Source organism: Caballeronia choica (assembly GCF_001544535.1).
Taxonomy (GTDB): Bacteria; Pseudomonadota; Gammaproteobacteria; order Burkholderiales; family Burkholderiaceae; genus Caballeronia; species Caballeronia choica.
In genome coordinates this window covers 1-1,538 of sequence record NZ_FCON02000437.1, presented here as the reverse complement: position 1 = coordinate 1,538, position 1,538 = coordinate 1, and the positions used below count along the sequence as shown (strand labels likewise).

Sequence of the window (1,538 nt, the reverse complement as noted above, 5' to 3'; positions counted from 1 at the left end):
AGCCTGGCGACCGAAAGGCGTGCTCTGGGACGCCGAGGAGCGTGAGTACCTGACGCTGCAGGTCCGTGAATGGCACGTCGAAGACTTGCACGGTACGCGCGCCTTCGATCAGCTGGTGGCGCTCCGCGAGGCTGAACAACCGTAGGATCTGTTCGGTGGTCGGGCGCTTGCACTGACGCTGCTCGGGGTACAGGGGAAGTTCATCGATGTGTTCGCGCGTCATGGCAAGACGTAGCTCGCGCTCGATGAGCGCCTGCACGAGCAGAGCGAGAAAGTACAGGGTGAAGAGCGCCTCAATTCTGCCCTCGTCCTTCAGGAACACGGGTGCGATCTCATGCACAGTCTTGACCTGTTCGAAGCGCTTTTCGATCATCGGCTGGCCCTTGTGGGCCTGAAGCACCTGGGCCGGTGACAGGTTTCGATCGTTGGTCATCAGCGGGTACATGCCATCACTTTTGTGGTCGTAGGCGATGGCCTCATCATCCGTGGTCCACTCGATGTCAAAGCGCCGTTTGGTGATCTTGCGGTAAGCGGTATCAGGTCCGGGGCGCCCCCGCTGCGTCTGCTTGTAGTGATGTTCTTCGCGCACGGTGCGGCGGACTTTCAGGTAGCGGCCGACGTGGTGCTTCTCGACGATCACCTTGATCTGCAGGTCGATCTCGGCGGCGCCCCGCAGTCTGGTCTTCGCGCCGGCGAGCCGCACGCGTAACTGCTGGAGCGCTTCAATGGCCGCGGAGATGTTTCTGCGCCGCCGGGCTTCCTGGCGTAGGGTGAGTAGCGGACTCCAGACCCACACGACTGGCCAGGCTTCGGCAGACGGTAGCGGCGCCCGATAGACATACCAGCAGTCGCGCGGCCCGTCGCTGTGGCGCGGATTGGGGCGGTCCCAAACACAGGTCCAATCAGGTGTGCTGGTCTGGATCCACTGACGAAATTCGGCGTCTTCCAGACGGTTGCGGGGCATCACGGTGACGAAGCGCCCGCCCGCACGGTCCATGTAGTCCATGTTCTCGCGCGAGCATAGTTTCGAATCGGCCACATAGAGGAAATCGCTGCGCCCTGCCACGGCGCGCAACGTATTCCAGGTCTCGATGTGGGTTCGCGAGTCGCTCGCGTTGCCGTCGGTACAGCGAAACGCCACGGGAATATTGCCGTCGGCGGTCATCGTGAGGATGAACAGCAACTGCTTCAGATCGGGCCGATGGTCCTTGGAGTGACCATAGGTGATCACCGGCGCAGTTCGTCCGCGAATCTTACGGCCTGCGGCACCACAATAGCTGCCGCAGAAACTGATCGAAGTGCTGTCGTTATGGCACTCGTCAAAGTTCACGCCGAAGCGCTCTGCGACCGCCAACACCACCTCCGTCAGCAGCGCTGCGCGATCGGCATCAAACAGCCGATCCAGGGCGCGTCCGAGCCGATCATCGCTGAGGTGCTCCATCTCCTCGGCGCGGATGCCGAACATCCCGCTGGCGAAGCCGTGGACGGTTTCCTGCTGGCGGTAAACCGGCTCGCGTTCGACGATGATCGAGCGCAGC

Annotated in this window: 1 protein-coding gene; it reads right to left on the bottom strand. The window is 62.3% G+C overall.

What is annotated here, in order from left to right; translation table 11 throughout:
• The coding region (locus AWB68_RS44775) for an IS1634 family transposase (RefSeq protein ID WP_087650437.1) at positions 1 to 1,538 on the bottom strand (1,538 nt) is incomplete at both ends.